The organism is Mesorhizobium sp. WSM4842 (assembly GCF_055901575.1).
The window spans coordinates 1,285,493-1,311,197 of the sequence record NZ_CM148372.1; the positions used below are offsets into that span (position 1 = coordinate 1,285,493).

The following is a 25,705-nucleotide window of genomic DNA, read 5'->3' on the forward strand; positions in this document are numbered from 1 at the left end:
GGGCAATTTTGGCGTTCACGGGCTTCTTCAAGGGACGCCTTGGCCATCATGCGTGAACGCAATTGGGGCCCTTATCTCCGTGCCGACGTGCGGCAGTCTACCTGCCGAACTCCACACCTCCGCTGAAATCGAACACCGCACGCACGCTGAGAATGTGAGCGTTTTCGTGATCCGCATTCCGCGCGAACGTATAGGCGGCGGCGAGTTGCCATTTTGATCCAACGAACGGCGTATTGTCGTCGGACGAATATATGACCTCGAAATCAGCTAGGTAATCGCGGGTATCCGGACCTCCGGCGACCAGGTTCGTCTGCTCCGTGTAGGTCGCGATATAGGTTAAGGAGTCTACGTCGAGCGCGGCGGAGCCCGTGACGACCAGGGCATCGTCCTGGCGGCCGTCAAAATGCCGAAGATACGACGTTTCGCCCAGCAGCCTGAGCGTCATTTCGTCCAGTTCGAAACTCTTGGTCGCGGCGGCGAGGTAGGCAAGTTCGTCACCAAGCTTAACGTCGTCTTCGATGTCCTCCTCGGTAGGATGCCCGGCCCTCTGATACCGAAAGCCGAACCTGTAGCCAAATTCGCCGTCCAAATAGCAATCGGCTGTTTCCGAACCTTCGCAGCCATCAAGAGTTACCGAGAACGACGACACGCCCTTTGTGTTGCCCGCGCCGCCATCCGACAGGCTGGCCCGGCCCCGGTTGGTAAAGAGCGACTCGCTGAGGATCGTGCGATCGGTTGTGAATGCAGTCGCTGCCAAAGCATGGTTCAACCCGAGGTTTTCGAAGCGGAGAACAATTTCCCCGCCTAGACGTTCGTCCGCGTCGAAATCCGACACCAGTTCCGTGGCATTGATCCCTGGCGCGACTTCGCTGGCGAGACTGAAGATCGTATCGAATTTTCCGGCCCGCGTGGTAGCGGGACCTGCCTCGATCACGGTATACAGTTCGGCTACGTAGGTGCCAATTCCTTCAAGAACCGTATTCTCGCCGGGCGCCGAGTCCACCACCGGCTCGGTGATGATGGAAGTCTCCAGTTGCAGATAATCCGTCGGCGCGAAAAGCAAATCGGCTGTGAATGTCGGTTGAAGCACGTCGGACGTCAGGAATGACGGATCGGCCGCAAAAATCCAGTCGTTTTGAAGTTCCGTAGATAGTTCGTAACTGACGCAGGGCGCCGCGCAGCCCTCGACCAGCTCCGCTACTGGATCTTCGGCCAGTACTGGAGTTGAGAATACAAGCAACCCCAGGCCGGTGAGAACTGAGGCAAGAAAGCGCACGGCCCGTGACCCTGGAGCTAGCTCCGCGCTACGCCCGGCGCGAAGCGGCCGGCCGGCTCGACATCTCGGGACGAGCAAGGCCGTTGCGAGCCTCCAAGGAGTTCGACGGCACCGGCGGCAGAAGCAACTCCTCGAGGAAATAGGCAGAGAGCGCCGCGCGGCCCGAGAGCTCAGCCTTGTGGTAGAGCGCAGTCGCTTGCTGGCGAATGGTCGCTTCGCTTGCTCCCCGGATTCGCGCGATCTCCTTGTGGCTGAAGCCCTTGAGCAGCAGGAGCCCGACCTCCTGCTCCGTCTGGGTGCAACCCCAAGCCGCAAACTGGCGCTGGATGGCGGCGCCGAGTTCCTGGAAATGGTCATCCAGGCCGGCCCGCCACTGCGTGTCGCGCTCACGGATTCGCGCAATCTCATCGCGCATGTCGAAGCTTTCCGCTTCCTGCTCCCGCAGGCGCGAGGACAGGAGCGCAACGCAGGCCGAGCAGCCTACGAGAAGTGCAATGCCCGCCGCTTCCGTCAACAGCTCGGTGAGGGTCACCACCTCATCCTCCCTCACCGCCTCCATGCCGAGCAGGAGGGCGAAGGCCCCCACCGCACCCGCAATCAGGATCTGCCGGCCGCGTCCCTTGGTCCAGTCCATAGTCTGTCTCCGAAGCTCGAGTAGCGGCTGCGCGCCCTTGGCTCGCCATGTCGCCGCCATTTTGCGCCTGCCAGCCGCAACGTGCAACAGATGGGCGAGGGCGTCAGTCACGTGATGAAGAAAAGGTCATCGGCGCCGAGCAACGCGATCCCGCCAGCGTGATCTCCACGCTCCCGGTCATGCCGCGTCGCCCCGGAACCCAAAATCATTATTCGTGTCGAGCGCGACGCCATCGAAGCGCGCCACCAAATCTGCGAGCGTAGGGAAATCGCCCTCTCCGGCCGTGGCGGAAAACCGGAAGGTGTTGGTTCCTTCTACGCCACCGCCCACGAGCAGGTCGTCCTGACAGCGGGCCGGCGTCAGCGGAAGTCCGTAATTGGCGGCGCAAAGCGGACATTTATCCAGCTTCCACCGAATGACTGCTCCCGGCAACCACGACCCTCAGCGTGGTCGCTTGGGATGTCGGCTCTCAGGAAGCGGCAATTCTGATCTCGATGCACGACATCGGGGCGCAAAGCTGTCATGCACGGCTCCGTTTGCGAGAGTCTGCTTCGGGTCAAAGCAGCTGCTCGCGTCAATCCTCCCCTACCGATCCTCAATAATCCGCAGATAAGCCGCCGTCACAAACAGCACGATCAGCCCGAACAGTATCCGCCGCGCGCCTTCTGGCATCTGCAGGATGGTGAGCAGCGTCGTCAGCACGGTGAGGATCAGCGCCCCGATGATGGTGCCGGTGTAGCCGCCGCGGCCGCCGAAGATCGAGGTTCCGCCGATCACGGCGGCTGCTACCGAGGGCAGCACCAGCGGCTCTGCCAGCGACAGCGACGGCGCCTTGATCAGGCCGATGTAGAGCAGCCCGGTAATCCCTGCGAGCACGCTCGAGATGACGTAGAGCGCGGTGATTACCTGCCAGTAGCGGACGCCGGACAGGCGTGCTGCCCCTTCATTGTCGCCGACCGCGTAAAGCAGGCGGCCGAACCCGGTGCGGTTCAAGGTGAAAACAATGAGGACGGCGATGGGCACGAACAACAGCAGCGCATTGGGCACGCCATAGGTCAGGCCGGTGCCGAGCCAGGCCAGGAAGGGCGGAATCTTGGCGCCCGAAGCGATGACGGTACGCTGATAGACCTGCAGGCAGCCGGTGCCGATCAGGCTGGTGCCGAGCGTCATGATCAGCGGGTGCACGCGAAACACGCCGACGCCGATGCCGTTGACCAGGCCAATGAGCACCGCCGGCACAAGTGCGATGAGGATCGCCACCGCCGGGTCATGATTGACGACCTGCGTCGCCATGATGAAGGCGCTCATCGTCGCTACGGTTCCGACCGACAGATCGATGCCGCCGGTCAGCATGGTCATGGTCTGGCAGCCGGCCAGAATTGCCAGCGGGATGGCGAATTTGACGGTGTTGGCAAGCCACCGCTCGTTGACGATGCCGGGGCGCAGGATCTGCAGCACCAGCACCAGGATGACGAGCAGGATGATCAGGGGAATCAGCGGCCGGTCGGCCATGAAGCGCTTGAGGCGGCGGCCGAAGGGTACCGGTTGGATCGCGGTTGTGCTCATGACGTTGCTCGCGATTGGTTTTGCCCGATGTTGGTGCTGTTCCGGTTGGGGGAGGATGGCGTTCCACGGCGCCCCCCTCTGTCCTGCCGGTCGCCACGAGGGACAGGGCGATCGCATAGGAGCAAGTGCCCCCTCACCCGGATTGCCAACCGAATTGCGAAGGGCAATTCGGGGCAATCCGACCTCTCCCCGAGGGGAGAGGAGGTCGCCAGCGTCGACGCCAGCCTCTTCTCCCCAACGGGGAGAAGGTGGACGCGAAGCGGCCGGATGAGGGGGTCTCTCATACGCGATTGCTTTGCCTTAAAGGGAGAGATCGTCAGCATCACCTCGCCTCTCATGATGGCCGGCTCCGCATGGTGATGAAGGCGCCGAACATGACAACGGCGACCATGATCGCGCCCTCGATGATTGCGGTGACGTTGGGATCGATGGCCAGCAGCGTCAGGTCGGTGCGCACCAGCCGCAGCACGAAGACCGCGACGATCGGGCCGAGCAACCCGCCCTTGCCGCCGCCAAGTGCGACGCCGCCGAGCACGACCGCCGCCACGCTGGCAAGAAGATAGGGGCCGGGAATGGGGGCGCCGATGCCTGTGCTCATGGTCAGCGCCAGCCCGCCCATGGCAGCGAAAAGCCCCGACAGGGCGTAGGCGATGATCTTGGTGCGCGCGACAGGCACGCCGCTGCGAAACGCAGCGAGCTCGCTGCTGCCGATGGCGTAGATCGACAGGCCGAGTTTTGAGCGCTTGAGCGGTATCCAGATGATGCAGAGGCAGACGACCAAAAGCACCAGCGCCTTCGGTATCCAGGCGGAGATCCCGGGCAGCCCCGGGATCGCGACCGTCCCGACGATGGTCGCCCTCAGCCATTCGGCGACCGCGCCGCCGGGCGCACTGAGGACCAGCAGCGCCGCGCCCTGCAGAACGAAGAGGGTGGCCAGCGTGACGACGATGTCGGGCACGCGGGTGACGACGATCAGCATGCCGTTGACGGCGCCCAGCACCAGTCCCATGGCCAGCACGAACGGCACGACGAAAAGCGCGTATTCCTCGCTGGCGCCGTCCATCATCGAGGCGGCGGTGACGCTGGTCAGCGCCATCATGGCGCCGACGGAAAGATCGATGCCGCCGGCGATGACGACAATCGTCTGGGCGGCCACGGCAAAGGCGTAGGGCAGCACGGCGCGCACCAGCGAGCCGAAATCGCCGCTGCCATAGCCCGGCTGGATGAGCCTGGTGATCACGAAGAGGACCACGAAGAGGACAAGCAGGCCTGCGACCCAGCCCTGACGGCGGACGAGGCGGGTCAAGGTTTCGCCACCGGGCTCGAGTGGATATCGGCGAGAATGCCGACATCCTCCTTGGCGCCGCGCGGCAAGCCATAGGCGGCGCGCATCAGCGCCGGCTCGTCGGCGAGTTCGACGGGGAAGACATCGACGACGCGCCCTCCAAAGATGACGATGACGCGATCGCAGACACGCTGTACCTCCTCGAGCTCGGATGTATAGAACAGCACGGACTTGCCCTGGTCGGCGAGTTCGCGCAGCAGCTTGTAGATCTCCTGCTTGGTGCCGACATCGATGCCGCGTGTCGGGTCGAAGCAGAGGATGGTCTGTGCTTCGGCGGCGATCCAGCGGGCGATCGTCACCTTCTGCTGGTTGCCGCCGGACAGGCGCTGCACCTCGCGCTGGGCGCGCGTGTCGATCTGCAGACGCTCGATCGCACTGACGACGCTGGAGCGTTCCTGCGCCATGTTGATCGGCCCCCAGTTGCGCAACGCGGCGCTGAACGGGAGCGCGATGTTTTCGCGCACGGAGCGCTGCATGGTCAAAGCTTCGGTGCGGTCGCCGGGCACATAGGCAATGCCGGCGCGGATCGCATCGGCCGGATGCACGAATCTCATCGGCTTCCCGTCCACCTCGATCGTGCCGCCGGACGGGCGGATGGAGCCGGCGAGGGCGGCGAAGAGCTCGTCCTGGCCTTGTCCCTCAAGCGCGACGACGCCCGCAACCTCGCCGTTGGCCAGGTCGAACGAGACGTCGTTGAGCTTGGTGCCGACACGAAGGTTCGCCACGCCGAGGCGCGGACGGCTATCCCTAGGCGAAGCGGCCTGGCCCGCCTGGCGCGCCGCCACTTGCGTCTTTTCGACCTTGGCGCCGAGCATCATCTCGACGATGCGCTCCTCGACGCCTGGTTCGATGTCGACGACGCCGACGGTCTCGCCGTCGCGAAGCACGGTGGCACGGTCGCAAAGTGCCGATATCTCGACAAAACGGTGGGAAATGAAGATCACCGAACGGCCGCTGTCGCCCTGGCGGCGAACGACCTCGAGCACCTTTTCGGCAAGGTTTGCCGGCAGTGCCGCGGTCATTTCGTCGAGCAGCAGAACGTCGGGCTCGACCGCCAGCGCCCGCGCCAGATCGAGCACGCGCAGCACGGCAAGCGGGATGTCGCGCGCGGTGTCGCGGATGTCGAGGTCGGGAATGCCGAGTTCGCGCACCCAGGCGCGGAACGGCTCGACCGGCGTGTCGGTCAGGCGAAGATTGGAGGCGACGTCGAGATCGGGGATGAGCGATGGTTCCTGGTAAACCGGAAGCAGGCCGGCGCGGCGCGCATCGGCGGGCGAGCGCACGTCGCGGGCTTCGCCGCGGATCAGGATATGCCCGGCATCGGCGCGGATGGCGCCGGTCAGGATTTTTACCAGCGTCGATTTGCCGGCGCCATTGGCGCCCATCAGGGCGTGAACCTCGCCCGGCACAACCGACAGCGACGCGTTGCGCAGCGCCACCACGGCGCCGTAAGTCTTCACGACGCCGGTGGCGTCCAGGAGGGGGTTGGTGGTCAAAATCGCGTTGCTCTCGTTCCCGAAACTCTATTGCTGGCGCTCTACGGCGCCCCCCTCTGTCCTGCCGGACATCTCCCCCACAAGGAGGGAGATTAGCAGCTTTGACGCTGGCCCTCTTCTTGCAACGCCGAAGATTGGCCAAAGCCTTGGTGACGGCTGATCTCCCCCCTTGTGGGGGAGATGTCCGGCAGGACAGAGGCGGGCGCCGTAGAGCGCCAGTCTATCAACTCTTTGTAGCGCGAGGACGGCAGTTCGCCGTCCCTCGCGCTACGGCTGAAGCGATCTTTACTCGCCCGGGCCCTTGCAGGCGATGATCTGGTCCTTGGTGTAGGTGGTCCACTCCGGGATGGAGATCGAGACCGGCCATTCCGGGCTCAGCGACGGATCGGCCGCGCCCTTCAGCTTGGCCTTGCCCTCTTCGGTGGCGTTCTCCCAGAGCTGCGGTTCGACCAGCACGGTCTGCTCCGCCGGCTTCTTGCCGTTCAGGATCTGCAGAGCCAGCGTCACGCCGGCGCCGCCGATCGAACCGGGATTGGTCACCGCCGCGCCGACAAGGCCTTCGACCGAGTTCAGCTGGCCGACGAAGCCGGCATTGTCGGCGCCGACCACCGGCACCAGCGGCGTCTGCGACTCGACCAGCGCGTCGACGATCACATTGTCGATGCCCGAGGTCCAGATGCCGTTGAACGGCGATCCGGTGGCGATGAAATCGAGGATCTGCTGCTTGCCCTGGTCCTGCTGCCAGCCGGTGAAAACCTCGTGCACGACCTTCACGTCGGGGAATTCGGCAAGCGCCTTCTTGAAACCCTTGTCGCGGTCGCTGTCGGCCGAGGCGCCGGCCGCGCCGCGCATGTAGACGACGTCGCCCTTGCCGCCGATCTGCTGGAACAGCCATTTGGCGCCGAGATAGGCGTACTGCTCCTGGTTGTTGGAGATGATGTAGGCCGAGGGCTCGGTGACCGCCTGGTCGACGGCGACGACGACGATGCCGGCCTTGGTGGCTTCCTCGAGGGCTGACTTGATGCCGGCGGGATCGGCCGGGTTGACGACGATGGCGTTGACCTTGGCGCTGATCAGGTTGCGGATGTCCTCGAGCTGGCCGGCGGCGTCGGTGTTGCGATGGGCAATGTTGAGCTTGGTCACCTCGCCGGAGGCGAGCGCCTGCGCCTTGATGGCGCAGATCATCTCCTCGCGCCAGCCGTTGCCCTGCACCGTGTTGGAGACGCCGATCGTGTATTTGGCTTCAGCGGACGAGACGCCCACCGAAGCCAGAAATGCCGCGCCGGCAAGCAGCGGGACCATTGCCAGATATTTTTTCATTTCAGTCTTCCTCCACATTGATCTCAGTTCAGTTCGAAAAGGGGCTCATTTCACGAAGGGGCGCAGCACGTCGCGGGCCAGCAGAAAGCCGCGCTTGACCTTTTCATCGCTCCCCTCAAACCCCCGGTCCTCGTGCTCGATGATGATGGGCCCGTCGTAGCCGGCCCGGTAGAGGCCGGAGAAGATCACATTCCAGTCGACATCGCCAAGCCCCGGCATGCGCGGCACCTGCCAGCCCATGCCGGCCGAGAGAATACCGCGCTCGTAAAGTCCATCATGATCGATCATCAGGTCCTTGGCATGAACATGCAGCATGTACGGGCCGAATTCCCTGATGAAGCGGGCCTGGTCGATCATCTGCCAGACCAGATGCGACGGGTCGAAATTCATGCCGACGTCGCCGCCCCACGCCTCGAGAATGCGGCGCCAGATATGGGGCGAATAGGCGATGTTGTGGCCGCCCGGCCATTCGTCATAGCTGAAGATCATCGGGCAGTTCTCAAAGGCCAGCTTGACGCCGTTGTCGCGCGCATGGGCGATGATAGCGGGCCAGACCTTGAGTGCCTCTTGCCAGTTGGCGTCGATGGTTTTTGAAGCGTCGCCGCCGCAGAAGGTGTTGACCACCGGCACGCCCATATGGCTCGCCAGCACGATCACCTTCTTCAAATGATCGATGACGGCCTTGCGGCGGGCGGCATCGGGATGCAGCGGATTGGGATAAAAGCCGAGGCCGGAGATCGACAGGTTCTCTTCCGCCAGTGCGGCGGCGATTTCCTTCGCCTGCGTGGCCGAGGTCGAGGCGGCGTCGATATGGCTGGTGCCGGCATAGCGCCGGGCAGCGCCTGAGGATTTCGGCCAGCAGGCGATCTCCAGCGCCTCGAAGCCGGCAGAACTTGCCCAGTCGGCGACCTCGCCGAGCGAGGTGTCGGCAAACGGTGCGGTGAGCAGTCCGAGCTTCATATTGCCCTCCCCTGGTCGTGATCCACGACCGATCTACTATGCCGATTGTGCGGGCCGCTTCAACCGTGTGGCCGCCGGCAATGCGCAAACCTGTCCGACGAACGCCATCGGATCGTCGCAGAGCAAGCCGTCGTGACTGGCCGTGACAGCCGTGCGGAAATCATCGTTAGCGGCGATCCAGTCCGCCATTCCCGCGCCACCCGGCAAAGCAGCGGTGGAAGGCGCCGACGCCGATATGGGCGATGCCCGGGGCCAGCGCTGTCCGGTCGTAGGACGGCTTTTGGACGGAAGGAGGAAGCCGGCTAAGCAGTGCCGGGCCCAGCGGTTCGGGCGATGCGGAAGCCGTCACCGGTTCGCCCCGACGACCCATTGCTCCTGGTCGATCAGCGCGCCGGTCATCGGCCCGGAGGCGTCGGCGAGCAGGAAGACAGTGAGGTTGGCCACCTCGTCGGCTGCCAGCAGGCGCCCGAAAGGCTGCGACGCGTTGGCGGCGTCGATCCAGCCCGGGCCATGCCCCAGCGTCTCGGCTTGCATGATGCGTTCGGCCGGCGTGTCGGTCCAGCCGACATTGATGCCGTTAACGCGGATGCGGTCGAATCGGTGCGCATTGGCGGCATTGCGGGTGAGTGTGGCTAACGCGCCCTTGGTGGCCGAATAGACGGCGAGTTCCGGCGAGCCGCAATGCGCGTTGATCGACAGGATGTTGACGATGGCGCCGCCTTGACCTTGCTTGCGCATCTGCGTGATGGCTGCCTGCATCAGGAAGAACGGCGCCCGCGCATTGACGGCGAACAGCGCCGCCCAATCGTCGAGGTCGGCATCGAGAAACGAGGCGCGGTTGGTCAGGCCGGCGGCGTTGACCAGCGCGTCGATACGGCCGAAACGACTGACGCATTCGTCCACCAGCCGCGCCGGCGCCGTGGTATCCGCCAGATCGGCGGCGACGAACGCGGTTGGCGTGCCGGCCTGGGAGAGCGACGTCGCCACTTCGTTGCCGCGCACGGGCTCGCGGCCGGTGACCAGCAGACCGCCGGCACCAGAACGCGCGAGCGTCTCGGCGATCGCCCGGCCAATGCCTTGCGTCGCACCGGTGACCAGCACCACCTTGTTGTCTAGCCGAAGTTCCATTCCTCCTCCCGGAACAACGTTTCATTTTTTCAGATATGGAAGCCAGCAGATCAACCATGCGCTCGAAGCGATGTCGAGGCCATTGTCGATGCGGCCGAGCGAGGCCTGCGCGGCGCCGACCATGCCATTGAGAAAATGCAGATTGGCGTTGGGCCGCTGCAAAGATGCGGCTGATTGGGCATCTGACAACAGCATGACTCCCCCAGGCGGGGCGCCAGCCCACTCCGGCAACGACCTGATTTTGCTGTTGTGGAGCGATTTCGGTCGAGCTAAATGTGGGTTGGGCTTAGGGGTTTTGAAGTGACGGACATCATCGTAGACGTGTTTGCTGGCGCGTGGGCGGCCGGTGGATTTGCCGTGATCTGGTACGTTAGGACGAGACCATCTATCGCTGAAGATCACGAGGACCGCGATCTGCGAGAATGGCTTGATGGGCAGGTTTAAGCCCCAAGCTCAAAGCGGCCTTCCGCCAGAGCGCCTTCGGGGTGCGCCGGTACAGCTATCTTCTTGATTTTACTGGGGTAAATTTCCGCTGGTGGAGCTGAGGAGGATCGAACTCCTGACCTCGTCATTGCGAACGACGCGCTCTCCCAGCTGAGCTACAGCCCCGTCCAGCGGATGGCCGCATTTATCGGGCGCGGCGGTTTCCTGTCAAGACTGCGTTTTGCCCAAAAGCCGCGCGGCCAGCCACCGGCCTGGCGTGGCCGCGGAAGCTCTTGCCGCTTTCGCCCGTAATGGCTACATGTCGGCAACCAATCGGAGACCGGCATGATAGCCCTCATTCAGACCATTGTCCTGGCGCTTGACATTTATTGGTGGATCATCATCGCTTCGGCGATTTTCTCATGGCTCTACGCCTTCAACGTCGTCAACTCGCGCAACCAGTTCGTCGATAGCGTCAGCAACATGCTGTTCCGGCTGACCGAGCCGGCGCTGCGGCCGATCCGCCGCTTCCTGCCCGATCTCGGCGGCATCGATATTTCGCCGATCATCCTGCTTCTGATCCTGTTCTTCCTCAGGCAGTTCCTGCTCACCACGGTGTTACCGCTGGTCTGACCAAGCGTTTATGAGCACCTCGTTTCGCTTGCGTAATGACGGTGTCGACCTGTTCGTCCGGCTGACGCCGAAAGCGGCGATGGACAGGCTCGAAGGCATCGAGACCTCGGGAGACGGGCGAAGCCACCTGAAGGCGCGCGTCCGCGCCGTGCCGGAAAACGGCGCCGCCAACCAAGCGCTCGTACGGCTGGTCGCCAAGGCGCTGGGAGTGTCGCGATCGGCCGTCTCGGTCGTCGCCGGCGGCACGGCCCGGCTGAAGACGCTGCGCATCCTCGGCGATCCGGCTGCGCTGGCGAAAGCCATCGAGGCGCTTAGCAGCGCTTGAACCGTCTCAGTCCTGCCCTCTTTGCCAATACTTGGCATCTCCCCCACAAGGGCAGGGCTATCGCAGGTGGAAAGCCGAGGCTTTCGCTCTACGATGTACCCCCACCCCTAACCCCTCCCCACAAGGGGGAGGGAGACTTCCGCTGGCGCTGACCTCGGCAAATTGCCTGCCTTTCGGCGCCAAAGGGGAAGTAAGGGCGCGCGGCAGCGTTCCCTCCCCCTTGTGGGGAGGGTTAGGGTGGGGGTCCATCTTCGCAAGAATCCAAATGCGATTACCCTGCCCGCAAGGGGGAGATTGGCAGCTTCGGCGTTTACACCAGCCCGCGCTTGATCATCATCGCTTCGGGCGACGGCATCTTGCCGCGGAAGGCGGTGTAGAGCTCTTCCGGGTCCTTGGAGCCGCCGGCGGCGTAGATGTTCTTCCTGAGCCGCTCGGCCAGCGCCGGATTGAACGGGTCGCCCATCTCCTCGAAGGCGGCGAAGGCGTCGGCGTCGAGCACCTCCGACCACATGTAGGAATAGTAGCCGGCCGAATAGCCGTCGCCGGCAAAGATGTGACCGAAATGCGGGGTGCGATGGCGCATGGCGATGGTGTCGGGCATGTTGAGCTTCTCAAGCGTTTCGGCTTCGAAACGAAGCGGCTCCTCCGGCGCATCCGACCGCGCGTGGTAGGCCATGTCGACCAGTGCTGAGGCGGTGAATTCGACCGTGGCGAAGCCGGCGCCGAAGGTGCGCGCCGCCAGCATCTTGTCGACCAGCGCCTTCGGCATCGGCTTGCCGGTCGTCACGTGCAGCGCATGCTTTTCCAGCACCGCCGGCACCGTTAGCCAGTGCTCGTAGAGCTGCGAGGGCAGTTCGACGAAATCGCGGCTGACCGAGGTGCCCGCGACCGATGGCCAGGTGACTTCGGTCAGCATGCCATGCAGCGCATGACCGAATTCGTGGAACAGGGTTTTGGCCTCATCGACCGACAAAAGTGCTGCCTCGCCCTCCGGCGGCTTGGCGAAATTCATGATGTTGTAGATGACCGGCTTCGAGCCATCGCCAAGCTTGTAGCCGGACTTCAGCGCGCTCATCCAGGCGCCGGAGCGCTTTGAGGGCCGCGCGAAATAGTCGGCCAGGAATAGACCGCGCTCGCTGCCGTCGGCATTTCTGACGACGAAAACGCGTGCGTCCGGATGCCAGGCGGCGATGCCTTTCTTCTCCTCGAAGGTGATGCCGAACAATCGTGTCGCCACTTCGAAACAGGCGTCGATGATGCGGTCGAGCTGCAGATAGGGCTTCAGCTCGGCCTCGTCGAAGGCGAATTTCTCGGCGCGCAGCTTCTCCTGATAGAAGCGCCAGTCCCAGGCGGCGAATTCTTCGTTGCTGCCGGCCTCGGCCGCCAGCCGCTGCAATTCGATCTGGTCGCTTGCGGCCTTTTCCAACGCCTTTTCCCAGACCGGGTCGAGCAGCGTATGCACCGCCTCCGGCGTCTTTGCCATGGTGTCGTCGAGCTTCAGGGCGGCGTAGGAAGCGTAGCCGAGCAGCTTCGCCTTTTCGGCGCGGAGACGCAGCATATCGCGCACCACGGCGGTGTTGTCGGTGGCGCCGCCGTTCTGGCCGCGCATGGTGAAGGCGCGGAAGGCAATCTCGCGCAGGTTACGGCGCTCGGAGAAGGTCGAGAACGGCTCGTAGATCGAACGCGACAGGGTGACGGCATAGCGGCCCTTCTGGCCACGCATCTCGGCGGCCTCCGCCATCGCGCTTTTCAGGAATTCCGGCAGGCCGGCAAGGTCGGCCTGATCAAGAAACAGCGCCCAGTCGCGCTCGTCGGCAAGCAGGTTCTGGCCGAAAATCGTGCCGAGCGACGACAGCTCCTCATTGATCGTCGCCAGCCGCTTCTTGCCCTCGGCGTCGAGCTTGGCGCCGGAGCGGACGAAATTTTTCCAGGTCTTTTCCAGCACCCGCAGCGTTTCTGCATCGAGCTTCAGGGCCTCGCGGCGCTGGTAGAGATCGTCGATGCGGGCAAACAGCCTCTCGTTCATCGAGATCGCCGAGAAATGCCGCGACATCTTTGGCGAGATGTCGCGCTCCAGCGCCTGGATCGCCTCGTTGGTGTGGGCGCCGGCCCGGCACCAGAAGATCGACGAGACATGGTCGAGCGCCTCGCCGCCAAGCTCTAGTGCTGCAAGCGTATTCTCGACGGTCGGCGTCTCGGCATTGCCCGCTATCGCCTCGATCTCGGCCTCATGCGCCTTTAACGCCGCATCGAACACCGGAGAAAAATCGCCGTCGCCGATGCGGGTGAAATCGGGCAGGCCGAGCGGCCCTTGCCATGCGGTCAGCGGATGGGCGGCGAGGTCGACGGTATTCGTGGACGGCATGGACAATCTTCCGTTAAGTGAGGGGCTTTCGTAAGTGAGGGGCTTTCGCTGAGTGGCTGTAGAGGCAGGTCGGGACCACCACCGATGTAAGGCGCTGGCTTGCCGCACGCAATATCGCGGCCGGTCAGTAGCCGTCACAGTTTTCCGCGATCGCCGCCTGCGAACTGGCGGTGATGCGGTTGTCGCTGATCGCGAAGGTTTCCTGCATCAGCATGTCGTTGTTGGGGAAATCATAGCAGGCGATGACCGTGGTGACGCCACCCTCGGTCTTCTCGATCCGATGCCGGATTTCAGCCCCGGCGACAGCGCCTTCCCAGTCGTCGATCGAGGCGATGAATTCCTGCTTGGTCTGGACGACGCCGAGATCGTCGAGTTTTATCCGGACGTCGTCGGCAAGCAGATCCGACAATTCCGTGCGATCGGCGACCAGCAGCGCCGCGTACCAGCGGTCGATGAGCGCGCCGTCATCGGCGTGGGCGGACATGAGTGAAATCAGCAGCGCCGCTGCGGCCAAGGCGATCGAACGGCATACCATGCAAGCCTCCTACGTCATCTCCGGCCGCTCGAAGTCACCGGTGTCCTTGTTCATCACCCAGAGCTCGCCGGTCGAGATGTCGAACCAGGCGCCGTGCAGCGACAGCCGTCCCTTGCCTTCCAGGATCGAGACGCAGGGAAAGGTCCTGAGATTGGCAATCGAATAGCGGATCGAAATGCGCTCGAGCGCGGTCTGCCGCTCGGTCGCCGTCATGAAGGTGCTTGACGACACGGTCTCGGCCGCCGGCGCAATCAGGCTCATCCATTTGCCGATGAAGTCGCCGGGTGAAAGGGGCGCTGCCGTACTGTCGAGTGCCGCGCGGATGCCGCCACAGCGGCCATGGCCCATCACCACGATGTTCTTCACCTTGAGGCTCTGCACGGCGAACTCGAGCGCCGCCGAGGTCGAGTGGAACTGGTCGTCGGGCGCATAGGGCGGTACCAGATTGCCGACATTGCGCAGCACGAAGAGTTCGCCGGGGCGAGCGTCAAAGATCGCCTCGGGAGCCGCGCGCGAGTCGCAGCAAGCAATGATCATCGTTTCGGGGGCCTGGCCCTCGCGAGCGAGCGAGCGATAGCGTCCGCTTTCGGCGAGATAGCGGCCGTTCATGAAATTGCGGTAGCCGGTGAGCAGATGGTCAGGGAGGTGAGGCATCGGCGGCGTCTGGAGCCTTTCGGGGTTAGACGGCAGCTCTTTCAAGTCAGGAAGGCTCTAACGGCAAAAGCCGGTCGCGAGCAATGCCGAATCGCAGATGGCTGCAATTGCCATGCTGGAAGGCCCCCTCATCCGGCCTCCGCTTCGCTACGGCCACCTTCTCCCCAAGGGAAGAAGAGGTCGCAGGCGCCGGTGCCAGCCTCTTCTCCCCAGCGGGGAGAAGGTGGCCCGAAAGGGTCGGATGAGCATCTGTGTTTGTTGTCAAGGGGCGATTGGGCTCCAGAAGCGGTCTTGGGCGATGAGTGCGTTGGCCATGACGACGAGCTTTCGCATGACGGCGACGAGGATGACCTTTGCGGCCTTTCCGGCGTTGCGCAGGCGTGCGGCGAAGGCGGCAAGGTCCTTGTTGTAGCGGCTTGCCGACAGCGCCGCCATGTAGAGGACGTTTCTGACAGCCTTGCGTCCGCCTTTGATTGCACGGCGGCCCTGACGCGGCCCGCTGTCGTGGGCGACGGGGGCGAGGCCGGTCAGCATGGCCGCCTGTTTGGCGTTGAGCGTGCCCATCTCGGCGAGACCGACCAGCAGCGCGGTGGCCGTGATCGGGCCAATGCCCGGGATCGACACCAAGATGGCGTGGCGGCGGGCAAGGGCGGGGTCGGCCGAGATCAGGCGAGCGGTTTCGGTTTCGAGACGGACGAGGTGGCGTTCGATCATCCGCAGTCTGCGCTTGAGTTCGGCGCGCAGAAAGGGGCTTTGGAGTGTCGCCAAGCGGTTGATGAGCGCGGTGCGTTCGGCACTGGCGGCACCGCGCACGCCGACGATTTCCTGCAATGCTTCCATCGCAAGCGAAGCCGGTACCGTCTCGGCCGGTTCGAGTGCGACCCCCATCAAGGCCAGCAGCCTGGCGTCGATCCTATCGGTCTTGGCGAGCTGGCCGCAGGCTTCGGCAAAGAGCCGAGCGCGCAGCGGGTTGACGACGGCCACGGCCAATCCCGCCTCGTGCAGCGAGCGTTGCGCCGCCCGATGGTATTTGGACGTCGCCTCCAGGACCACCCGCCTCACCGCAAGCTCGCCGAGCAGGCGCTTCAGCCGCCGCAGTCCGCCACTGTCATTGGCGACGCGGAAGCTCTTGCCGGCCGGATGGACGTAGACATCCAGCCACTCTTTACACACGTCGATGCCGGCATAGACTGGCGGCGTCGCATTCGGTTCGGACAATACCTTGCCTTGCATGCGGGACTTGCTCCCCATCATCTGTTCAGGACCAATGTGAGAACGAATGGACCTTGCTCATCCGCGGCTCACACCAAGGGGCGTACGGTCCCATCCGTCCACTCCCCGGCGGACGGCCATCCGTCGGGGAGTACAGCTATCTTGCACAAATAGCCGCAATCCGAACATGCAAGGGGCCTTCGCCCAATGCGATTGTCTCGCCGATAGACGGGACCAAGAAATTCATGCCCAGATCGCGACAGAGATGCCAAATCGGTCGGCGAGCGGCGGATCCGGAAACGGCCTTGCCTCGCCGCTGGCGATGCGGCCGGCGATCAGCATCATCGCTGCGGCGTCGAGAAAGTCGTCGGCAGCAGCGCCTCGCGGCGGCGTCCGGTCGAGAAAGCCACTGATATAGCCGTGCCGGCAAAGCAGCGCCTTGCGTTCCGCCATGCCGGCCGGGTTGACGGCGCCCTTGATCTTCTTCGGCAGGCGCATTGCCTGATCGCCGTTCAGGCGGCAGAAGGCGACTTCCGGATGCGATTCGAAGACGCGGCTGCGCAGTTCGGGACGCGCGATCAGCACCGCATCGACCTCGCGGATCTTGGCAAAGATGCCAAAAGCCTGGATCGAGACGCCGCGCGGCGGATCGGAGGTCGCCTTGGCCACTTCGCTTGCCTGGCGATGCGCGGCATACCAGGCCTCGATCGTGGTGAAGCCATCCGTATGCGCGTAAAGCGCCGCACGCGAGGGGATGGCGAAGACACTGGATTGCCTGTTGCCAAGCAGCCGCCGCACCAGCGTTTCGGGCCCGCGGCCGCCCTTTTGCGAAAGGTCGGGCAGGCCGATCGGCATGTCGACGGCGACCGTCGCATCGGCCGGCAATCCGTCGAGCAGTGCCGCGAAGCTGGGAAAAACGGCTACCGAGGGGGCTGCGCCCGGATCGCGGCGAACGGCGATCCAGCCGGCCTTGCAGCCGTCGACACCGACGAAAGTCACGCTCTTTTGTCCCGCCCCGGATGCAGGAGATGGCGAAGCTGCACCATCGCCATCGGGTGCGACAGGCTCTGCGCGTCGGTTTCGAGCTGCAATTCGTCGCCGCCGCGCTTGGCAGTGCGCGCCAGTATCTCGTAGACCGCCGCCGTGGTCGACTGCAGTGCCTTGATCGGCGGCTGGCCGGACAGGATGCGCGCCAGATAGACGGCCGCCGTCAGGTCGCCGAGGCCATTAGGCGGATTGTCGATGAGGCGATGTTCGGCGAGCAGCGCCTGATTGCCGTTGAGCAGCAGATTGCCGGTGCCGCCGGCCATCATCGCCGGCGCGGAAGTGACCAGCATGGTCGACGGCCCGGCATGAAGGGCGGCCGCCATCACCGCTTTCAGGTCGGGCAGCGGCGCTTCCGCCATCCATTCCAGCTCGTAGCGGTTGGGCGTGGCGATGTCGGCGATCGGCATCAGCCGGTCGCGCATGGCAATGGCGGTCGTCTCCGGCACAAAGAGCCCGCCCGAATCGCCCATCACCGGGTCGCAGATATAGACGGCGTCCGGCGTCTTCGCCTTGACCGCGCCGACCAGCGAGGCGACGGCGTCGGCCTGGCCGCCTTCGCCGAGATAGCCGGACAGCACCGCGCCGACCTCGCCCAGCCATGGCGCGCGCTCGAGATCAGCCATCAGCGCCTTGAATTGATCGAGCGGCGGCACGATGCGCGTCGCCCGTCCATGGCCCGGATGCCAGGGCAGGATGACGGTCGGCACCGCCCACACCGGAAAGCCCAGCGTCTCCAGCGCAAAGACCGCGGCGCGGTTGCCGACCGAGCCGCGCGCGACATGGCTGGAAATGACGATGACCGCGCGCGGCGCGTCGTGTTCTTCGGTGCTCACGAGGTTCCTAACTTTGGCTGATGAAAACCACGAGCCAGATCAACAGGCCAATGGCGATAACGAACCCCAGCGCCCGGCCAATGCGCGTGCCCCAATATTCGATCGGGTCCGACTGGTCGGCGTCTGCAGCTGTGACGTGATCGCGCGCGCCCTTCGCGGTCCGCGCAATGAACGAGGCCGGGTCGGTTTCGCGTGCCACGCGCTCGATGATGCGGCGCGATTCGTCGTCGCTGTCCTGGCGTTCCGCCATGGCGATGCCCTGTTTTCGCGGCGACTTTAACCTGTTCGCCCGGCCAATTACAGGGCCTGACAGTGAATGATAAAGCACCAGTAAGGTCCCCCGGAGGTCATGTCCTCGCGCACGGATTGTGGTAATGCTTCGCCTGTCAGTCTTATCGAGGGATCTTTCCATGCTTGCCCTTTCCTCCCCTTTCGTCTTCCGCAATCTGCCTGCCTTGCTGATGATGGCGATCGTGCTGCCGCTGCTGGCCGGCTGCGGCTACAACACCATCCCGACGGCGGAGGAAAACGCCAAGGCCGCATGGAGCCAGGTGCTGAACCAGTACCAGCGCCGCGCCGACCTCATTCCCAACCTGGTCGAGACGGTCAAGGGCTATGCCGCGCACGAGAAGGAGACGCTCGATGCCGTGGTCGAGGCGCGCGCCAAGGCGACGCAGGTGACGGTGACGCCGGAAACGCTGAGCGATCCGGAAGCCGTCAAGAGATTCCAGGACAGTCAAGCCGGCCTGACCAGCGCGCTGTCGCGGTTGCTGGCGGTGGTGGAGAATTATCCCGACCTCAAGGCCAACCAGAATTTCCTGGCACTGCAGGCGCAGCTCGAAGGCACCGAAAACCGCATCGCGGTCGCCCGCCGCGACTATATCCAGGCGGTGCAGGAGTACAATCTGACGCTGAGGACCTTCCCGTCGGTGATTTGGGCGACCCTGTGGTTCCGCGACAATCAGCCGTTCGCCAATTTCACCATCGAGGAAGACAAGATGCAGACGCCGAAGGTCGATTTCGGCACGCAGCAGGGCGGGTGATCGGCGCTTAGCGAGCGCAGTTTCCATTGGCCTTGTACTCCGTCCCACCCCCCTCTGTCCTGCCGGACATCTCCCCCGCAAGGGGGGAGATTTGCAGCTTCTGCGTTCCGTCCGCTCCTGCAGCATTCAAAATTGGCGAAAGCCAACGCGACAGCCGATCTCCCCCCTCGTGGGGGAGATGTCCGGCAGGACAGAGGGGGGTGGGAAGAAACACCAGCCTGATATTTTTTGGCTTCCTTTTAAGCCTTCTCTTCCTCCCCATCACCGCCGTTGCCGCCGAATTGCCTGTTCTGACCGGGCGGGTCGTCGACAATGCCGGTATCATCGATGCCGCGACCGAGGCGGCGCTGATCCGGAAGCTCGCCGATTTCGAAGCCAAGAGCTCGGACCAGATCGTCGTCGCGACAATCAATAGCCTCGACGGCGAGGAGATCGAGCCCTACGCCAATCGTCTGTTCCGCGCCTGGAATCTCGGCCAGGCCGGCGAGGACAATGGCGTGCTTTTGCTGGTCGCCAAGGACGACCGCAAGATGCGCATCGAGGTCGGCTACGGACTGGAAGGCACGCTGACCGACCTGCACACCAAGCTGATCATTGAAAACGACATGGTGCCAGCCTTCCGCGCCGGCGATTTCTCCGGCGGCATAGCCAAGGCCGTCGACGACATGGTCATGGTGCTGGAAGGCAATCCGGAAGAGCTGGAAGCGCGCGGGACCCGCAACCAGCAGGCGCCATTCAACACCGACGATCTGTTCTTTGCGATCTTCATAAGCATCTGGGCGATCATCTTCTTCGGCAGCATCGCCGCCTCCATCCTGCCGCCGATCTTCGGCCGGAAACTCGGTCCCGGCCGCTATCGCTGGCTGGGCATGACTTTCGAGCCAGGCCGGCGATCTTCCAGCGGCTGGTCGGGAAGTTCCGGCGGGGGAGGCTGGTCCTCAGGCGGTGGCGGCTTTTCCGGCGGCGGTGGCTCGTCCGGCGGCGGCGGCTCATCGGGAAGCTGGTGACGGCATGACAAGAGGCGCCATCCGCTCACCAGCTTCCGGCCGTTTCGCCGCGACGATCGGCGCTGCCTTGGCGGCCACGGCGGTGCTGCTGCTGGTCGGCTTCACCGCACTTGCCGCCGAATTGCCTGTTCTGACCGGGCGGGTCGTCGACAATGCCGGTATCATCGATGCCGCGACCGAGGCGGCGCTGATCCGGAAGCTCGCCGATTTCGAAGCCAAGAGCTCGGACCAGATCGTCGTCGCGACAATCAATAGCCTCGACGGCGAGGAGATCGAGCCCTACGCCAATCGTCTGTTCCGCGCCTGGAATCTCGGCCAGGCCGGCGAGGACAATGGCGTGCTTTTGCTGGTCGCCAACAACGACCGCAAGATGCGTATCGAGGTCGGCTACGGACTGGAAGGCACGCTGACCGACCTGCACACCAAGCTGATCATCGAAAACGACATGGTGCCAGCCTTCCGCGCCGGCGACTTCTCCGGCGGCATAGCCAAGGCCGTCGACGACATGGTCATGGTGCTGGAGGGCAATCCTGAAGAACTGGAAGCGCGCGGGACCCGCAATCCGGCCGAAAGCAATGCCGTCGATCCCATCGTCGCGCTGTTCATCATCGTGTGGGCGACGCTGTTTTTAGGCGGCCTGGCGATGGCGTTCCTGCCGCCGATCTTCGGCATTAAGCTGTCGCCTGGCGTGTATAAATGGCTCGGCATGACATTCCGCTATGGCCAAAGGTCGGGTTCCGCGTCCTCGGGCGGCGTCTGGACAACCGGCACCGGCAGCGGTTGGTCATCGGGCCGTTCCGGCGGCGGCTGGTCGTCGGGCGGTAGTGGCGGCGGCTTTTCGGGCGGCGGCGGCTCGTCCGGTGGTGGCGGTTCTTCAGGAAGCTGGTGAGACACAACATGGCGACACGACCGATCAGCTCCGAGGACCATGACCGCATCGCCAAGGCGATCCGCGCCGCCGAATCAACGACCGATGGCGAAATCTACTGCGTGGTCGCCTATGCCAGCGACGGCTATTTCTTTCCGGCCGCCTTCATGGCGACGCTGGCCATGCTCGTTGTCAGCCTCGCCGTCAGTTACGGGCTGGAAGCGTGGTGGCTGTCGATCCGCGTGCCGCATTTCGTTATTGCGCAACTTCTGGCGATGGCCTCGGTGCTTGTCATGTTGTGGGCGCTGCCCGGCTTGCGCATCCACCTGGTGCCGAGACGGCTGCGCTACCAGGCTGCGCACGCCAATGCGATAAAGCAGTTCCTCGCCCGCAACGTCCATCGCACCGCAGCACGCACCGGCGTGCTGGTCTTCGTCTCCATTGCCGAGCACTACGCCGAAGTGATCGCCGACAGCGGCATCGATAGCCGTGTCGGCCAGCATGTCTGGGACGGCGTCGTCCGCGACCTTACCGCGCATGCCGGCGACGATCGTCTCGCCGATGGCTTCATCAAGGCGATCGAAGCGACGGGTGCGGTGCTGGCCGAGCATTTCCCGGTTTCTACCGGCGACAGCAACGAGCTAGACGACCATCTGGTCGAGATCTAAGAGCCTGCCTGCAAACGCTACTCTGCCGGACGCCTGACGCGATTTTCTGCGCGCCATTCGCCTCGGCAGAACGCGTTTTCAGACAGGCTCTTTTCGTGTCGCAGGCACGTCTATCGTCTGTGCGAAAGCTTGCGAGGCGCTGACGGGACTCTTGCAATCGGCCGATGCGGGTTTATGGTTAACCAATCATGAAGACGCTGAGCATCGACATCAGGAAAGCCGAGCCGCGCGACGCAAGCGCCATCGCCGACGTGCATCTGCTGGCCTGGCGCGGCGCCTACTCCGGCATCATCCCGCATCGCACGCTGACATCGATGATCAACCGCCGCGGCGCCGACTGGTGGGCGAACGCCATCCGTCGTGCCGCCACCGTTCTGGTCGTCGAGATCGGCGGCAAGGTCGCCGGCTACGCCACGATCGGCAAGAACCGCGCCCGCGAGCTCAAGCAGCAGGGCGAGATCTACGAACTTTACGTGCGCCCGGAATATCAGGGCATCGGGCTCGGCAGCCGGCTATTCTCGGCCGCACGGGCGCGACTGGCAGACCACGGCCTGAAAGGCATGGTGGTGTGGGCGTTGGAGGACAACCAGAGCGCGCTCACCTTCTATGCCGGCGCCGGCGGCCGCGACGTCGCCGAGGGCGTCGAGATCTTCGAGCAGAAGGCTCTGAAGAAGGTCGCCTTCGTCTGGGAATGACCGAGCCTCGTCATCCCGGGGCGGAGCAGGAGCGAAGCGACGTCGCGGAGACCCTGGGATCATGCCGTAACTTTAGAGCGTAGCGACGGTGCAGATCCTCTGATGCCGAACAGGGCGGAGAGGATCGTGGCTTTCATTCTGCGCCGCTGCATTCTTCGGCTGATTTCACGGAATGGATCCCAGGGTCTGCGCTCCGCTTCGCGTTCGCTCCGCCCTGGGATGACGAAGTCATGATGTCCTCAGTACCATTCGCCGCATTGCACCATGCGCCGCTGCCCGCTATCGGTCTCCAATCGAAAGAGGGACAAAAGCCATGCGTATCGAAGCCATCGCCATCGGAAAAAACCCGCCGGAGGACGTCAACGTCATAATCGAAGTGCCGATCGGCGGCGAGCCGATCAAGTACGAGATGGACAAGGAGGCCGGCACGCTGTTCGTCGACCGCTTCCTGCACACCTCGATGCGCTATCCCGGCAATTACGGCTTCGTGCCGCACACGCTGTCGGGTGACGGCGACCCGATCGACGTGCTGGTCTGCAACACGCGCGCGCTGGTGCCGGGCTGCGTCATCAATGTGCGGCCGATCGGCGTGCTGGTGATGGAAGACAATTCCGGTCTGGACGAAAAGATCATCGCGGTGCCTTCGCCCAAGCTGACGCTGCGCTACGAGAACGTCACCGAATACACGCACCTGCCCGACATCACCCGCCAGCAGGTGCAGCACTTCTTCGAGCACTACAAGGATCTCGAACCCGGCAAATGGGTCAAGATCGAAGGCTGGCACGATGCCGCCTACGCCAAGAAGATGATCGTCGAGGCGATCGAACGGGCGAAGAAAAGCAAGTAGCCGAACGCCTGAAGTTGACCGAATGGGTTGTCGCAACGATTGAGGTTGGCCGAAGCCCCTCAGCTTCGTCATCCCTGGGCGGAGCGACGCGAAGCGGAGCGCAGACCCTGGGATCCATTCGTGCGCCAGGCATGGCGCGTAGCGCCGTGAATGGCGCTGTTTCGGCCGCTGTGGTGGCGGTCGAGGTGACTTGGAGGTGCAAGTCCTCTGCGGGCCCGGGTGATGGGAACCGCTAGCCGAACAGCAAGGGCGTCGTCGCGAGGCGGGGTCTGAAGGAAGCTGCAAGCAAAGTGCCGGCCTGACGAACAGCAAGCGCATATGAGGCGTCTGCATCCGGGCGAGGGGGCGAATGGACCCGAAGCCCGATATCACCCCGGAGGGTGCGGCCGTAGATGCGACAGGCACATGGCACGAAGGTCACGCGTCTTACCCTGGGAGGCCTGCCGGCCTGCCCCTGGAAACAGGTGTGCTACCGCCGCCGAGAGGCGCCGGGATGGGTCGGCAGGAGTCAGCAGAGGCCGTAGTTGCCGGACCAAACGGCGAAGGGCTGAACATGAAGTGCCGGACGGAGAACGGTCTTTCGATGGTTGGACAAGATGCAGAAAACGGGGCCGAAAATCCCCATGCCGAAACCTGGAGCAGCGGCCGGAAGCCGCGAAAGCAGGCATCGGTTGCATCGAGCCCCACGGCAGGACCGTCACCCTCTCGACCGGAGGCAGACGAGCGACTGATGGAGATGATCCTCAGCCGCGAGAACATGATGGCGGCGTACCACCGGGTGGTGAGGAAAAAGGGCGCACCGGGCATCGACGAGATGACGGTGGAACAGCTGAAGCCCCACCTCACGGAGCACTGGCCGCGCATCAGAGAAGAGCTGCTGGCGGGTCGTTACAGACCGGCGCCGGTGCGCGGGGTGAAAATCCCCAAGCCCGGCGGCAAGGGAATGCGCCAACTGGGCATCCCGACCGTCCTGGACCGGCTCATCCAGCAGGCGATGCATCAGGTGCTGATGCCGATCTTCGATCCGGACTTCTCCGACTCCTCCTACGGCTTCCGGCCGGGGCGGAGCGCTCATGATGCGGTTCTGGCCGCCCGGTCGCACGTGGCCGGAGGTCGCCGCTTCGTGGTCGATCTTGATCTGGAGAAGTTCTTCGACCGGGTGAACCACGACGTGCTGATGGCACGCGTGGCGCGCAAGGTCGAAGACAAGCGGGTGCTGCGGTTGATCCGCCGCTACCTGCAGGCAGGGTTGATGACGGGCGGGGTCGAGACGGCGCGTAGCGAAGGGACGCCGCAAGGCGGGCCGCTCTCGCCGCTGCTGTCGAACATCCTGCTCGACGATCTCGACAAGGAACTGGAACGGCGTGGTCATGCCTTCTGCCGTTACGCCGACGACTGCAACGTCTATGTACGGTCGCAGCGTGCCGGCGAGCGCATCATGGCCTCGCTCACCCGGTTCCTGGCCGCGCGGCTGAAGCTCAAGGTCAACGGCGACAAAAGCGCTGTGGACCGACCGTGGAACCGAACGTTCCTTGGCTATACCATGTCCGCCCACAAAGTGCCGCGTCTCTGGATCGAGCACAAAAGCGTGGCGCGGCTGCGGCACAAGCTGAGGGCTTTCTTCCGTGCCGGGCGCGGTCGCGCCCTTGCTGCCACCATCAAGGACCTCGCCCCGATACTGCGCGGCTGGATCGCCTACTTTCGGCTGACCGACGGCAAGGGGTTCTCGAGGAACTGGATCGCTGGGTACGGCGCAGGTTGCGCTGCATCCTATGGCGGCAATGGAAACGGCCACGCACCCGGTTCATGCGGCTGATGCAGCGAGGATTGACGGAGCAGCGTGCGCGTGACGGGGCCTCAAACGGCCGCGGCCCGTGGTGGAATGCCGGGGCCAGTCATATGAGCGATGCCTTCCGCAATGCCTTCTTCAGCAAGCTAGGGCTGATCTCGCTTCAAAACGAGCTTCGACGCCTAAACCACGCTTCATGAACCGCCGTGTACGGAACCGTACGCACGGTGGTGTGGGAGGGGGGATGCCGCAAGGCTCCCTCCTACCCGATCGTGACATCAGCCGAAGAATGCAGGGACCAGAATTCTGCACCGTTGCGGCGCTTTGACGTCACGGCATGGATCCAGGGGTCTGCGCTGCGTCGCTGCGCTCCTTGCTCCGCCCCAGGATGACGAAGTCAGTTATCGACGCGGCCGAAATCGGGTGCGTCGCCGATAACGACGCGCTTGTCCTTGCCGCAGGCAAAGGTCCGCGCCTTCTCGTCGGCGAGCTTGCGGGCCTGGTCGTTGGCGCTGGGGTTGCCGGTGGCCAGCACCAGGCCGACGGTGCAGCCCTCATAGGTCTCCGGCTGGGCGACCTTGGCGACGACCAGCACGTCGGTGGGTTTGTTCTCTCCCTCAGGATTGCTGATCGAGCGACGGTGGATGACCGCGAAAGGAATGGCTGCGTCGCCGTTCGTCTCGATGCGCCATTCGAGTTTTGATCCAGCCGAATTGAGCCCGACAAAACTTTCCCAGACCGCGGTCATGTCGCTGGGCGGAAAACCATAGAACAGCGATTCCCGGGCATCGTCGTAGGCGATCAGCACCGAGTAGCCGCGATAGCCCGAACAGGCGAGACTGGTCCAGTCGCCTTCGCCTTCCTCCGCCTGCGCGTAGGTCACGCAGTCCTTCTTCCAGTCGAGATCGGTGTAGGCGCTGGAAATATCGCCGGCCTGGGCAGCCTGGCAGAGGCCGGCAAGGGCAAGCGGGATCATCAAAAAGCGACGCATCGCGAGCAACCCCGTTTCGGGGCTGCCGCACGGTATCGTCAAACG

At 64.0% G+C, this 25,705-nt stretch carries 27 protein-coding genes, 1 tRNA gene and 1 pseudogene; 9 read left to right on the plus strand and 20 right to left on the minus strand.

All coding sequences use genetic code 11. The features are described 5' to 3' along the window. Positions 1-97: 97 nt before the first annotated feature. The 12 genes from AC0NIE_RS06040 to AC0NIE_RS06095 all read right to left on the minus strand — a co-directional run bounded on the left by AC0NIE_RS06040 (position 98) and on the right by AC0NIE_RS06095 (position 10,334). A complete protein-coding gene (locus tag AC0NIE_RS06040; protein ID WP_473485844.1) occupies positions 98-1,276 on the minus strand; it encodes a hypothetical protein in 1,179 nt (392 codons plus the stop codon). Positions 1,277-1,304: 28 nt separating this feature from the next. Next, positions 1,305-1,910, minus strand: coding sequence for a helix-turn-helix transcriptional regulator (locus tag AC0NIE_RS06045; protein ID WP_473485843.1), 606 nt, complete (start codon positions 1,908-1,910; stop codon positions 1,305-1,307). A gap of 177 nt (positions 1,911-2,087) precedes the next feature. Further along, positions 2,088-2,342, minus strand: a complete 255-nt coding sequence (locus tag AC0NIE_RS06050; RefSeq protein ID WP_133254785.1) for a hypothetical protein — start codon at positions 2,340-2,342, stop codon at positions 2,088-2,090. Positions 2,343-2,495: 153 nt separating this feature from the next. Next, entirely contained in the window at positions 2,496-3,476 is a 981-nt protein-coding gene (locus AC0NIE_RS06055; RefSeq protein ID WP_077380804.1) for an ABC transporter permease, read from the minus strand. Positions 3,477-3,810: 334 nt separating this feature from the next. Continuing rightward, positions 3,811-4,782, minus strand: coding sequence for an ABC transporter permease (locus AC0NIE_RS06060; protein ID WP_473485842.1), 972 nt, complete (start codon positions 4,780-4,782; stop codon positions 3,811-3,813). After that, positions 4,779-6,317: a sugar ABC transporter ATP-binding protein gene (locus AC0NIE_RS06065; protein WP_473485841.1), complete on the minus strand. Its 1,539-nt coding sequence runs from the start codon at positions 6,315-6,317 to the stop codon at positions 4,779-4,781. The genes AC0NIE_RS06060 and AC0NIE_RS06065 overlap by 4 nt, the downstream gene beginning before the upstream one ends. 285 nt (positions 6,318-6,602) lie before the next feature. Then, complete coding sequence (locus AC0NIE_RS06070) at positions 6,603-7,637, minus strand: ABC transporter substrate-binding protein (protein ID WP_473485840.1); 1,035 nt, start codon at positions 7,635-7,637, stop codon at positions 6,603-6,605. 45 nt (positions 7,638-7,682) lie between these two features. Next, a complete protein-coding gene (locus tag AC0NIE_RS06075; RefSeq protein WP_473485839.1) occupies positions 7,683-8,597 on the minus strand; it encodes a sugar phosphate isomerase/epimerase family protein in 915 nt (304 codons plus the stop codon). Positions 8,598-8,763: 166 nt separating this feature from the next. Next, positions 8,764-8,946 carry a hypothetical protein gene (locus tag AC0NIE_RS06080; RefSeq protein ID WP_473485838.1) on the minus strand — a complete coding sequence of 61 codons (183 nt, stop codon included), beginning with the start codon at positions 8,944-8,946 and terminating at the stop codon, positions 8,764-8,766. Beyond that, positions 8,943-9,725, minus strand: a complete 783-nt coding sequence (locus AC0NIE_RS06085) for an SDR family oxidoreductase (RefSeq protein WP_473485837.1) — start codon at positions 9,723-9,725, stop codon at positions 8,943-8,945. The genes AC0NIE_RS06080 and AC0NIE_RS06085 overlap by 4 nt, the downstream gene beginning before the upstream one ends. A gap of 21 nt (positions 9,726-9,746) precedes the next feature. After that, positions 9,747-10,127, minus strand: coding sequence for a hypothetical protein (locus AC0NIE_RS06090; protein ID WP_473485836.1), 381 nt, complete (start codon positions 10,125-10,127; stop codon positions 9,747-9,749). 131 nt (positions 10,128-10,258) lie between these two features. After that, positions 10,259-10,334 (minus strand) — tRNA-Ala (locus AC0NIE_RS06095). 159 nt (positions 10,335-10,493) lie between these two features. Here AC0NIE_RS06095 and AC0NIE_RS06100 point away from each other — a divergent pair. Both AC0NIE_RS06100 and AC0NIE_RS06105 read left to right on the plus strand, forming a co-directional pair. Beyond that, on the plus strand, positions 10,494-10,781 hold the full coding sequence (locus tag AC0NIE_RS06100; protein WP_473485835.1) for a YggT family protein: 288 nt from the start codon (positions 10,494-10,496) through the stop codon (positions 10,779-10,781). 10 nt (positions 10,782-10,791) lie between these two features. Continuing rightward, positions 10,792-11,106, plus strand: coding sequence for a DUF167 family protein (locus AC0NIE_RS06105; protein ID WP_473485834.1), 315 nt, complete (start codon positions 10,792-10,794; stop codon positions 11,104-11,106). Positions 11,107-11,416: 310 nt separating this feature from the next. Here AC0NIE_RS06105 and AC0NIE_RS06110 read toward each other — a convergent pair whose 3' ends face one another. The 7 genes from AC0NIE_RS06110 to AC0NIE_RS06140 all read right to left on the minus strand — a co-directional run bounded on the left by AC0NIE_RS06110 (position 11,417) and on the right by AC0NIE_RS06140 (position 18,002). Continuing rightward, positions 11,417-13,471 (minus strand): M3 family metallopeptidase, encoded by a 2,055-nt coding sequence (locus tag AC0NIE_RS06110; RefSeq protein ID WP_473485833.1) that lies wholly within the window; start codon positions 13,469-13,471, stop codon positions 11,417-11,419. A 124-nt stretch (positions 13,472-13,595) separates the two neighbouring features. Further along, positions 13,596-14,006, minus strand: a complete 411-nt coding sequence (locus AC0NIE_RS06115) for a nuclear transport factor 2 family protein (protein ID WP_473485832.1) — start codon at positions 14,004-14,006, stop codon at positions 13,596-13,598. A 9-nt stretch (positions 14,007-14,015) separates the two neighbouring features. Beyond that, a complete protein-coding gene (locus tag AC0NIE_RS06120; RefSeq protein WP_473485831.1) occupies positions 14,016-14,660 on the minus strand; it encodes a carbonic anhydrase in 645 nt (214 codons plus the stop codon). A 261-nt stretch (positions 14,661-14,921) separates the two neighbouring features. Then, entirely contained in the window at positions 14,922-15,893 is a 972-nt protein-coding gene (locus AC0NIE_RS06125) for an IS110 family RNA-guided transposase (protein WP_473490043.1), read from the minus strand. A 222-nt stretch (positions 15,894-16,115) separates the two neighbouring features. Continuing rightward, positions 16,116-16,871, minus strand: coding sequence for a DUF429 domain-containing protein (locus tag AC0NIE_RS06130; protein ID WP_473486211.1), 756 nt, complete (start codon positions 16,869-16,871; stop codon positions 16,116-16,118). Then, positions 16,868-17,752, minus strand: a complete 885-nt coding sequence (gene pdxY, locus AC0NIE_RS06135; RefSeq protein WP_473486212.1) for a pyridoxal kinase PdxY — start codon at positions 17,750-17,752, stop codon at positions 16,868-16,870. The genes AC0NIE_RS06130 and pdxY overlap by 4 nt, the downstream gene beginning before the upstream one ends. A gap of 7 nt (positions 17,753-17,759) precedes the next feature. Continuing rightward, on the minus strand, positions 17,760-18,002 hold the full coding sequence (locus AC0NIE_RS06140) for a hypothetical protein (RefSeq protein ID WP_473486213.1): 243 nt from the start codon (positions 18,000-18,002) through the stop codon (positions 17,760-17,762). A 160-nt stretch (positions 18,003-18,162) separates the two neighbouring features. Between AC0NIE_RS06140 and AC0NIE_RS06145 the strand changes: the two genes are divergently transcribed. The 7 genes and pseudogenes from AC0NIE_RS06145 to ltrA all read left to right on the plus strand — a co-directional run bounded on the left by AC0NIE_RS06145 (position 18,163) and on the right by ltrA (position 24,869). Next, a complete protein-coding gene (locus AC0NIE_RS06145; RefSeq protein ID WP_473486214.1) occupies positions 18,163-18,795 on the plus strand; it encodes a LemA family protein in 633 nt (210 codons plus the stop codon). 200 nt (positions 18,796-18,995) lie between these two features. Beyond that, a complete protein-coding gene (locus tag AC0NIE_RS06150) occupies positions 18,996-19,802 on the plus strand; it encodes a TPM domain-containing protein (protein WP_473486215.1) in 807 nt (268 codons plus the stop codon). Between the two features lie 4 nt (positions 19,803-19,806). Continuing rightward, positions 19,807-20,691, plus strand: coding sequence for a TPM domain-containing protein (locus AC0NIE_RS06155; protein ID WP_473486216.1), 885 nt, complete (start codon positions 19,807-19,809; stop codon positions 20,689-20,691). Between the two features lie 8 nt (positions 20,692-20,699). Then, positions 20,700-21,338, plus strand: a complete 639-nt coding sequence (locus AC0NIE_RS06160; protein ID WP_473486217.1) for a TPM domain-containing protein — start codon at positions 20,700-20,702, stop codon at positions 21,336-21,338. 188 nt (positions 21,339-21,526) lie between these two features. Then, complete coding sequence (locus AC0NIE_RS06165) at positions 21,527-22,033, plus strand: GNAT family N-acetyltransferase (RefSeq protein ID WP_192360455.1); 507 nt, start codon at positions 21,527-21,529, stop codon at positions 22,031-22,033. A gap of 313 nt (positions 22,034-22,346) precedes the next feature. Continuing rightward, complete coding sequence (gene ppa, locus AC0NIE_RS06170; protein ID WP_473486218.1) at positions 22,347-22,880, plus strand: inorganic diphosphatase; 534 nt, start codon at positions 22,347-22,349, stop codon at positions 22,878-22,880. Positions 22,881-23,640: 760 nt separating this feature from the next. Continuing rightward, positions 23,641-24,869: pseudogene (ltrA, locus tag AC0NIE_RS06175) on the plus strand (group II intron reverse transcriptase/maturase). A gap of 197 nt (positions 24,870-25,066) precedes the next feature. Here ltrA and AC0NIE_RS06180 read toward each other — a convergent pair. Next, positions 25,067-25,660: a hypothetical protein gene (locus AC0NIE_RS06180; protein ID WP_473486219.1), complete on the minus strand. Its 594-nt coding sequence runs from the start codon at positions 25,658-25,660 to the stop codon at positions 25,067-25,069. Positions 25,661-25,705: the final 45 nt, after the last annotated feature.

Excerpts from the sequence above, each read along its gene's own strand:
- AC0NIE_RS06045 (WP_473485843.1), bottom strand. The coding sequence starts at position 1,910 with ATGGACTGGACCAAGGGACGCGGCCGGCAGATCCTGATTGCGGGTGCG.
- AC0NIE_RS06055 (WP_077380804.1), bottom strand. The coding sequence starts at position 3,476 with ATGAGCACAACCGCGATCCAACCGGTACCCTTCGGCCGCCGCCTCAAG.
- AC0NIE_RS06070 (WP_473485840.1), bottom strand. The coding sequence starts at position 7,637 with ATGAAAAAATATCTGGCAATGGTCCCGCTGCTTGCCGGCGCGGCATTT.
- AC0NIE_RS06075 (WP_473485839.1), bottom strand. The coding sequence starts at position 8,597 with ATGAAGCTCGGACTGCTCACCGCACCGTTTGCCGACACCTCGCTCGGC.
- AC0NIE_RS06085 (WP_473485837.1), bottom strand. The coding sequence starts at position 9,725 with ATGGAACTTCGGCTAGACAACAAGGTGGTGCTGGTCACCGGTGCGACG.
- AC0NIE_RS06100 (WP_473485835.1), top strand. The coding sequence starts at position 10,494 with ATGATAGCCCTCATTCAGACCATTGTCCTGGCGCTTGACATTTATTGG.
- AC0NIE_RS06105 (WP_473485834.1), top strand. The coding sequence starts at position 10,792 with ATGAGCACCTCGTTTCGCTTGCGTAATGACGGTGTCGACCTGTTCGTC.
- AC0NIE_RS06110 (WP_473485833.1), bottom strand. The coding sequence starts at position 13,471 with ATGCCGTCCACGAATACCGTCGACCTCGCCGCCCATCCGCTGACCGCA.
- AC0NIE_RS06115 (WP_473485832.1), bottom strand. The coding sequence starts at position 14,006 with ATGGTATGCCGTTCGATCGCCTTGGCCGCAGCGGCGCTGCTGATTTCA.
- AC0NIE_RS06120 (WP_473485831.1), bottom strand. The coding sequence starts at position 14,660 with ATGCCTCACCTCCCTGACCATCTGCTCACCGGCTACCGCAATTTCATG.
- AC0NIE_RS06125 (WP_473490043.1), bottom strand. The coding sequence starts at position 15,893 with ATGCAAGGCAAGGTATTGTCCGAACCGAATGCGACGCCGCCAGTCTAT.
- AC0NIE_RS06140 (WP_473486213.1), bottom strand. The coding sequence starts at position 18,002 with ATGGCGGAACGCCAGGACAGCGACGACGAATCGCGCCGCATCATCGAG.
- AC0NIE_RS06145 (WP_473486214.1), top strand. The coding sequence starts at position 18,163 with ATGCTTGCCCTTTCCTCCCCTTTCGTCTTCCGCAATCTGCCTGCCTTG.
- AC0NIE_RS06155 (WP_473486216.1), top strand. The coding sequence starts at position 19,807 with ATGACAAGAGGCGCCATCCGCTCACCAGCTTCCGGCCGTTTCGCCGCG.
- AC0NIE_RS06160 (WP_473486217.1), top strand. The coding sequence starts at position 20,700 with ATGGCGACACGACCGATCAGCTCCGAGGACCATGACCGCATCGCCAAG.
- AC0NIE_RS06165 (WP_192360455.1), top strand. The coding sequence starts at position 21,527 with ATGAAGACGCTGAGCATCGACATCAGGAAAGCCGAGCCGCGCGACGCA.
- ppa (WP_473486218.1), top strand. The coding sequence starts at position 22,347 with ATGCGTATCGAAGCCATCGCCATCGGAAAAAACCCGCCGGAGGACGTC.
- AC0NIE_RS06180 (WP_473486219.1), bottom strand. The coding sequence starts at position 25,660 with ATGCGTCGCTTTTTGATGATCCCGCTTGCCCTTGCCGGCCTCTGCCAG.